At 55.2% G+C, this 7,464-nt stretch carries 8 protein-coding genes and 1 tRNA gene; 8 read left to right on the plus strand and 1 reads right to left on the minus strand.

All coding sequences use genetic code 11. From position 1 onward, the window contains the following. Positions 1 to 105: 105 nt before the first annotated feature. The 3 genes from AX756_RS07500 (at position 106) to AX756_RS07510 (ending at position 2,732) form a co-directional block, all read left to right on the plus strand. Positions 106 to 195, plus strand: a tRNA-Ser gene (locus tag AX756_RS07500). An 81-nt stretch (positions 196 to 276) separates the two neighbouring features. Beyond that, positions 277 to 2,076 (plus strand): site-specific integrase, encoded by a 1,800-nt coding sequence (locus AX756_RS07505; protein ID WP_068309828.1) that lies wholly within the window; start codon positions 277 to 279, stop codon positions 2,074 to 2,076. Positions 2,077 to 2,195: 119 nt separating this feature from the next. Further along, a complete protein-coding gene (locus tag AX756_RS07510) occupies positions 2,196 to 2,732 on the plus strand; it encodes a hypothetical protein (protein WP_068309829.1) in 537 nt (178 codons plus the stop codon). Between the two features lie 122 nt (positions 2,733 to 2,854). On the opposite strand, the gene AX756_RS07515 is transcribed toward AX756_RS07510, so the two are convergent. Then, positions 2,855 to 3,454 (minus strand): recombinase family protein, encoded by a 600-nt coding sequence (locus AX756_RS07515; protein WP_068309830.1) that lies wholly within the window; start codon positions 3,452 to 3,454, stop codon positions 2,855 to 2,857. A 300-nt stretch (positions 3,455 to 3,754) separates the two neighbouring features. Between AX756_RS07515 and AX756_RS07520 the strand changes: the two genes are divergently transcribed. The 5 genes from AX756_RS07520 (at position 3,755) to AX756_RS25555 (ending at position 7,068) form a co-directional block, all read left to right on the plus strand. After that, entirely contained in the window at positions 3,755 to 4,342 is a 588-nt protein-coding gene (locus AX756_RS07520) for a hypothetical protein (RefSeq protein ID WP_068309831.1), read from the plus strand. Continuing rightward, entirely contained in the window at positions 4,339 to 4,548 is a 210-nt protein-coding gene (locus tag AX756_RS07525) for a helix-turn-helix domain-containing protein (RefSeq protein ID WP_068309832.1), read from the plus strand. Before AX756_RS07520 ends, AX756_RS07525 begins: the two co-directional genes overlap by 4 nt. Before the next feature lie 44 nt (positions 4,549 to 4,592). Further along, a complete protein-coding gene (locus AX756_RS07530) occupies positions 4,593 to 5,045 on the plus strand; it encodes a hypothetical protein (protein WP_068309833.1) in 453 nt (150 codons plus the stop codon). Positions 5,046 to 5,833: 788 nt separating this feature from the next. Then, entirely contained in the window at positions 5,834 to 6,796 is a 963-nt protein-coding gene (locus tag AX756_RS07535) for a DUF3427 domain-containing protein (protein ID WP_068309834.1), read from the plus strand. A gap of 122 nt (positions 6,797 to 6,918) precedes the next feature. Beyond that, the gene (locus tag AX756_RS25555) at positions 6,919 to 7,068 is read left to right on the plus strand and encodes a hypothetical protein (RefSeq protein WP_156461416.1); all 150 of its coding nucleotides are present in this window, start codon (positions 6,919 to 6,921) and stop codon (positions 7,066 to 7,068) included. Positions 7,069 to 7,464 lie beyond the last annotated feature (396 nt).

Raw genomic sequence — 7,464 nt, forward strand, 5'->3', positions numbered from 1 at the left:
CAAAGGCCGGTTCAGGCCGTTTTTTCGGGCAGCAACAAATGGGTTGAAAACATGCGATTCGGGCCTTGCATCTTCCCTCCGGTTGCGGATAAACCCACCCGCACCGGAGAGGTGGCCGAGTGGTCGAAGGCGCACGCCTGGAAAGTGTGTAGGCGGGGAACCGTCTCCAGGGTTCGAATCCCTGTCTCTCCGCCACCCTGTTTTTCAAGAACACTTGTGTTCCCAGCGCCTTAGCGGGATGATCCTGTAACGAGATCTTCCGGTATTGGTGTAACCATGTCTGCATCCAAACTCATCCAGCTACGGCCCGGTTCCGCGAACTATCAGGTTCGCTACAATATCCCGGTCGATAAACAGGATGCGATGGGAGGAAGCACCTACATTCGAAGATCCTTGGGGACGCCGGACCGCAAAGAGGCTGCGAAACGAGCGCCGGGCAAGCTTGATGAGATTATTGCCGAGGTCGAGGCAAAGGTAGCAGAAGCCCAGCGCCGCGCAGCACCGCCGGCGCCAGTGGAAGAACCGACATGGGAACAAATTGAGCGGGCAGCTCGTATCTATTACCGGACACTGATCGATTCAGATAAGAAGGATCGAAGGGCTGAGCGTCATCTTCGCACGTTCACCCACGAGGAAGCTGCTGAGGAATGGCGAGAATATGAGCGAGAAGTGCGGCTAGCGTGCGCTGGGGGTGACTATCGCCATGTACCGGACGATGTGTTTTATGATTGGTGCGAGTCGTGTGGCCTCCAGTTCAACCCGGGGTCGGACAAGGAAGACGACCTGCACGCGCTGATGGTGGAGGCCGAGGCAGAAGCCGCAGGGCGCATCGCTGAGCAATGGGGCGGGCTTCCAATAGGTCGGGCCGCCAATCCGATGTTCGACGCTCCTGTGGACCTGACAGAGCCTTTGCGGGCCGCTCCGGTCGAGAAAGCACAAGTCCCCCCCGGTGCGACTCTCATGGAAGAATTTGAGACCTACGCGAGAGCGAAAGGCCCCGGCATGGAGAGTAAAACACTCGACCTATACCGCATGTGTGCCCAGCGCCTGTCCGAGCATGTCGGTCCAGACAAGCCGGTCGCGGAGATCTCTTATCAAGATGCTCGAAACTGGCGTGATGGGCTGCTGCATTGGCCGATTAAGGCCGATAGGAAAGCGCTCGCTGGAATGACGTTCCCGGAGATCGTGAATATGAACAAGGCCGAGGAGCGCTTCCCGGTCGTGAGCGCGAGCACGATCAACAAGTACCTGCGCGCCGTGTCAGCGGTCTTCTCGTGGCTCGAAGGCGAAGGAGCTTTGCCGTTCAACGTCTGGAGCAAGATCCGCGTGGGCGGCAAGGCATCGGAGGTGCGCCCGTTCTTTAGCGACGAACTGGCTAGGTTCTTTGGCTCGCCGCTCTTCGTTGGCTGCGTCGGGGAAGACGATCTGGCATCACCCGGCAATGTTCAGATCCGCGACTGGCGTTTCTGGCTTCCCTTGATCGGTCTCTATTCGGGCGCACGCCTTGCCGAGATCGGACAGCTTGAAACCGCAGACATTCGCGAGGAAAGCGGTGTCTGGCTTTTCGACATCAACGAGGCGGGCGGTTTGGATTTAGGAAAGCGCGTGAAGACCGTAAGTGGCCGCAGAACCGTACCGATCCACTCCTCACTTATTGGCCTCGGCTTTCTTGAGTACCACGCCCAGCGCTTGAAAACTGGCGAGAAGCGCTTGTTCCCGGAAATTCACCGCGTGAGCGGGAGCACCTTCACCAAGGCTTCGAGATTCTTCGCCGGCTACATGAACGAGATCGGCGTGAAAACTGCCGCCGACAAGAACCGGCTCGTTTTCCACTCGTTGCGACACAATTTCACCGACGCGTTGGGCGTGGAATACAGCCGGACTGACGTTGCGCCGTTGCTCGGGCACAGCGAAGGGCCTGCCGTCACGAGCAGCTACGCATCGGTCCCGGCGCTTGGCCTTCGCAAGCGCAAGGAGATGATCGAGACCGTGCGCTACTGCATTGTGGATGTATCACGCATTTCAGCTTTTTGCAGACATCAACCGCAGCCTCAGCGGGAACAAACGACGGTATAGATCACACACGCAGGCCATTAAGTCGCACACGATATGCATCTTTTCTTGGGGCATCAACTTGTGCGTGCAGCCACGTGCAGTCATTGAGAAATTGTCTGAATAATTGAAGAGTAAATGCTATGAAACGAGCCCTTGCGGTGATCTGCGTCACGACAGCCTTACTTGCAGGTTGCGACACGTACACGTCCGAGCAGTACCAGAGCAATCCACAAAACACGATTGCGTTGCGAAACATAGCTGCGAAAGGCGAGAGAGGCACGGTCGGGACAGTATCTTTAGCGCCTGATGTTAATGAACAACCGACTTGCCGGCTTGCAGGGCCTATTGATGTCGGCAGTGGCGCCGGTATTGAAACGGTGGTCAAGCAGGCTATCCAAGCGGAATTCCTAGCAGGCGGCATTTACAGTACCAATGGAACACCTGTCTCGGTAATGATTACTGAACTGGAACCAGATTCATTCTCCGGAACTTGGACAATCGGACTGAGAGTCTCGTCTCCTAAGTCCGCTGGATATGAGGTGAAACAGGTCACGAAGTTCAGCACCAGTTTCTCTGCTCTTGCCGCATGCAATAACACTGCCGACGCCTTTAACAGGGCACTCAGCGCTACTATTTTCACCTTGGTCCAGCATCCTGGATTCAGGTCGCTGATTTAATCCGGTCCTCCGGGTGCCTAGCGTAATAGTAAACAAGGTTCTCGGAAGAAAAATGACATGCAACCCGGCGGGATAGACATCGGGCTGCATGCAACCACGGAAATTTCTGACATTGTATTATGTCAGGTCCCTGAAATATCTTTTAAGATCCGATAGACCGATGCACGGCTGATCCCTGTGACCTTGGCGATATGGTCAGGCTTGTAGCCTCTCGCCTTCAATCCCAGCACTTCGTCCGTCTTCGCCCGCGCCGTAGGCGCTCGGCCTTTGTATTTCCCGTCCCGCTTCGCTTTGGCGATCCCGTAAGCTCGACGCTCTGCCATCCTGTCGCGCTCGAACTGGGCGACAGCTCCCATCATACGGACCAAGAGCATCTGTGTCGGGTCTTCAGGATCGAGCGGCGTTTTCGACAGATCGGGCAGGAGCCATATCACATTGCGATTTACCGGGCGCGTGATTGCTGCGTCGGCGGCAGCAATGTCGCGGAACGCCCGATCCATCTTGGCAGCCACGATGCAGATGCGCCGCTCTGGCGTCGCGACGCGGTTCGCTTCTGCAAGCATGTTCTCGAAAACAGGGCGAGGGCCTCGGGTGCTGACCTCCTCGCTTCGGATTTTGTCAGGATCAACGCCTTGCTCACGCAGGACTCGAAACTGGTCCTCCCAGCCCGCCGCCTGTTGCTCCGCATCGGTGCTGACCCGCACATATCCCCATCTTTCCATGACACCCTCACATCGCACACGAATTTGATACCAGTGAGAATATCTCAATAGGATATCAAGTCAATCCATGTGAGACAGAAATCAGCTCCTTTCGCTCGTGTCACAGGAGACATCCCTAGTGAGACGGCATTCCCGCGAAGTCTTAGATTCGTGCGCATGCTCCTTTACTGGCGTCCACACTCCACAGACCAGAATTTTCAAGCAATCCTTGTAGTTACGTTTCGAAATTGGGCGGCGAATGCATGGCGAATCAACTCGGTGTGTGTTATAATTGAAACATCAAAAATCGAGGACTAGCAGATGACGTCGGACAGGAAAGTCACCATCCACGAGCAGTATTACGAGTATGCGAAACGATACGCCGAGTTGTCAGGAATGAGCGTGAAAGGCGTTGTCGAATACGCGATAGAGCGAACCGTTGTCCCAGAGTTGATGGAATTCGGTGCAATGGGTGACGAACCGCCGCCGAGGGAGGCGGACAAGCTGATAGAGCGGGCAAATCGCCTCCTGCCGGGGAACTGGCTTGTGTCTCTGGATGAAGCATTCGAGCCGTCCGATTCCGAGGCGGCGCCCCCAATGATCTGCGTCAGCGCAGGTGTTGATGTGTTCGGCGCGACTCGTGTCAGCAAGACGGCCCTCCGCAATTTCATTCATGATCTCGACAGGGTGGCCGAACACGGCGGGAGGGCATTGCTCTTCAACGAATGCGGTCCTGAGACCGATAGTTTGCAAGTCAGACGAAGGGGCAATGGGTTAATCTTCGAAAAGCCCGGATCTGGCCGGATTTCAGTGACGCGCACGTCGGTCGCGACGCGTAATCGCGCCATGCTGATCGATGCGTTCAATCTCGCCATACAGGCCCAGAAAGCAGCGGAGGACGGACAATGAAGTCGGCCAAGAAATCCTTCTCCAAGATGATACTGGCGGCCCTGAAGCGCGGCGAGCGCCTGACTGTTCGGGATGCATTCCTGCGTTGGGGGCACATGACGCTGACCCAGCGAGTCTCGGAGTTGAAGAAGGCCGGATACAACATCAAGGTCGAGATGATCCGCGCTGACGGAACCACCTTCGCCCGCTACTACATGGCGATCTGACGATGATAGACGACCGAGCACACAGAACCCGGATGCGGAGGGAAATGCGCGCGTGGCTGGAAGGGCGGCGCCAGGATTACACGCATTTCATCACGCTCTCATCCAACGACCCGATGCGGACAACCGTCCGTGCGCGGGTGGATTTGCTGGAATGGGATGCCCGGATGAATCGAGAAATTGTCGGTGGCAAGTGGCAGAAGCAGCTTTCCCATAAGCGCATCGTCTGGTTCGCGTGCTTGGAAGGCATTGGCGCCTCCCGCCATTGGCATTTGCTCTTCCGGCTCGGGTGGGAGATAACGCCCTCGCGGCTCGACTACGTAGATGTTGAAGGGCTGGACAACATTGCAGATCGAGTCTGGAGAAAATTGGTCCCATCCGGCTCCACCAAGACATTGTTGATTGAAGACCATGGGGCGCGTGACTACGTGACCAAAAGGCTCGACCGTCTCGACCACCTTTCCGAATTCGTGGATTCCTTCGAGCTGAAGAGATCCTGACGCTACAACTGGCCGACCGTTATACGGCGCTTCGTCCCCGCTTCTCTCCCGGCTGCAACGCTCCGAGGAGGCAGCGACAGGCCAGAGAGATGCAAATCAGTCTCGTGCATCGGCGCAAGGCAATTGCGGAGCTTTGCCAGACGTCAGAGACGACAATCGATCAAACGCTCTTCACGTTCTCCCACCGAAACTTTCGACAGCGCTGCGAGGGTGCATAGCACCCGAGGGGGCAGCGCTGTCATTATGATCCTATTACCATCTTGGCTCTGTGTTGACGCCATGCAAGCGGTCGAAACCACCATAGCTGCTTGCATCACATCGACGAGAGCGTGCTGAGAGCTTCGTGCCGTCACGAGACAGAGGACAGTGCACGCACCGTTTCCCGGCCTTCTGAGAGCCGCTCACACGCTGGTAGTTCGCTCAGTCTGCGAGCTCATTTAGAGACAGCGTCATTTTCATTGCGTTCGCTGCATACCTATGCATCAGATAGTGCATACCTAAAGCAAGGTTTCGGAAAGTCACACCGCGTCTTCGTATCGTTCCCCGCCATTCCAATGGCCGATACTTGCAGTTGAGGGCAAGTCAATACTGATTAGTAACAATGTGTTTCATATAAGCAAATGCACTCGTAGCCCTCTTGCATTCAAGCCTGGCGTGATGGCCAGCGTGACTATTATGGCGTTCGTCTTTTTCAAGGAGGGGGGGGTATTTGCCGCATGGTCTGTGTCCTGGATGGCGTTGAAAGTCTGCCTGTAGCTATTTGGTCGAAGTGACAGAAGGAATGGGTAATGCCTATCTCTCCGGAGCTTTTGGAGCTGGGTCGCAGCTATAGCAGAGCCGAACTAGCTGAGCTATTCGTTATTCCAAATCTCAAGACGTCACGAGAGGGACCATTCAGCCCTAAGCCGTATAATCATGTTTTGTTCTTCGTGACCTTGGATAAGCAAGCTCAGCAAGACAAAACGAAAAAGTATGACGACTATTTTGACGACGGAGTTTTCCATTGGGATAGCCCCAGCAACCGGCGAGCTGACCATCCATCGATAATCAGGATTATCGACGAAGAATCCGAACCGCACCTGTTCGTCCGTAGAGTGGAGAAAATCCGAGGGAAAACGCAGAAGTTCATATATGCTGGAAGGTTAGAAAGCCCAGTTTATGATCCCGCAACAAGCGAGCCTGTGAAGTTCATCTTTGATACCCCGGATTTGGAGGGCGATATCCCGCCCGCGTTGCGGCCGTTGATCGAGTGGCGCCCCGACGACTACAGAAAGACGCTCCCATCCGAATCCTTCAGCCGACAAGTCGTAAAGAAGAAACGGCGCGCTTCTGGACGTGCTCAGGGGCTGGAGACAGATCCAAAGATCCGCAAAGCTATCGAAATGCACGCGATGAAAAGGGCGACACAAACCTACGAGGAAAACGGCTACTCGGTCGAGGACGTATCGGCCAACAAACCCTTCGACCTTTATTGCACCAAACCTGGCAAGAAGGATCGCAGAGTTGAGGTAAAGGGCACACGAGGAGCGGGTGAAACCATCATAGTGACGGCTGGAGAAGTCCGGGCGGCCAAGCAAGAGAAAGTGATAACCGACCTGTTCATCGTTCACGACATAGTACTAGCTTCAAAAAACGAGAGTGGCGAGCCTAGAATGGAGGGGGGTGTGGTGCGCTTGGTTCAAAAATGGATGCCCGAAGAGGAAGACCTTACACCAACAGAATACCGGTACAATGTGCCGCCTCGGAGTTAACAGGTGCTCGCGACTCAAAGCCACCTGCCCAGGATCCAGGGATCTGGGTCACTCACCTAGCTGACGATGTCGAAGAAACCTTTGGCGACATCCAGAACAACCGCCCAACCATCCAGCAGAACATGACGACCGTGTGTAACATGACCGAGATCATCGGCGAGTCGGTGATCTACGTCGAGACACAGGGTGTTGTGGTCAGGATCGAGGCTGAAACCGCCCCGAAATCTGTACCGGCGAACTGTAACGAGATCTGTAACGAAACGACGCACTGATACGGACATAACTCCTTGAAAATAAACAGGGTGACTGTATGAGCTTCGTCTCCAGGGTTCGAATCCCTGTCTCTCCGCCACCGACAATCGTCTCTTTTTCCCATGTCCATTTTGCGCCGAATAACGGCGTTTTTCCCGTCGGTTAAGCGCTGCGCTCAACACCTGAGACGCAGCTTTCCCAGCTATTCCCGGAGCAAAACTCGAGGTGTCTCAGTTGGCCCGAACCGCCGGTCCGCTTTCGGGTGGTTTTCCCTGATCCGGCCCGAATTACAGGGAAAATTGATGATTTGCAGGGATTTCGGCTTTGAATCCATTTGATTGTACGAGCGATATCGGTGGCTTAAGGGAGATTTCCCTACTCCGAAGAACAGGGAATTATTGGACCCGAACAGGGAA

The sequence above is a fragment of the Aliiruegeria sabulilitoris genome, from assembly GCF_001558155.1.
GTDB lineage: Bacteria > Pseudomonadota > Alphaproteobacteria > Rhodobacterales > Rhodobacteraceae > Tropicimonas > Tropicimonas sabulilitoris.

Excerpts from the sequence above, each read along its gene's own strand:
- AX756_RS07525 (WP_068309832.1), top strand. The coding sequence starts at position 4,339 with ATGAAGTCGGCCAAGAAATCCTTCTCCAAGATGATACTGGCGGCCCTG.
- AX756_RS07515 (WP_068309830.1), bottom strand. The coding sequence starts at position 3,454 with ATGGAAAGATGGGGATATGTGCGGGTCAGCACCGATGCGGAGCAACAG.
- AX756_RS07520 (WP_068309831.1), top strand. The coding sequence starts at position 3,755 with ATGACGTCGGACAGGAAAGTCACCATCCACGAGCAGTATTACGAGTAT.
- AX756_RS25555 (WP_156461416.1), top strand. The coding sequence starts at position 6,919 with ATGACGACCGTGTGTAACATGACCGAGATCATCGGCGAGTCGGTGATC.
- AX756_RS07530 (WP_068309833.1), top strand. The coding sequence starts at position 4,593 with ATGCGCGCGTGGCTGGAAGGGCGGCGCCAGGATTACACGCATTTCATC.
- AX756_RS07510 (WP_068309829.1), top strand. The coding sequence starts at position 2,196 with ATGAAACGAGCCCTTGCGGTGATCTGCGTCACGACAGCCTTACTTGCA.
- AX756_RS07505 (WP_068309828.1), top strand. The coding sequence starts at position 277 with ATGTCTGCATCCAAACTCATCCAGCTACGGCCCGGTTCCGCGAACTAT.
- AX756_RS07535 (WP_068309834.1), top strand. The coding sequence starts at position 5,834 with ATGCCTATCTCTCCGGAGCTTTTGGAGCTGGGTCGCAGCTATAGCAGA.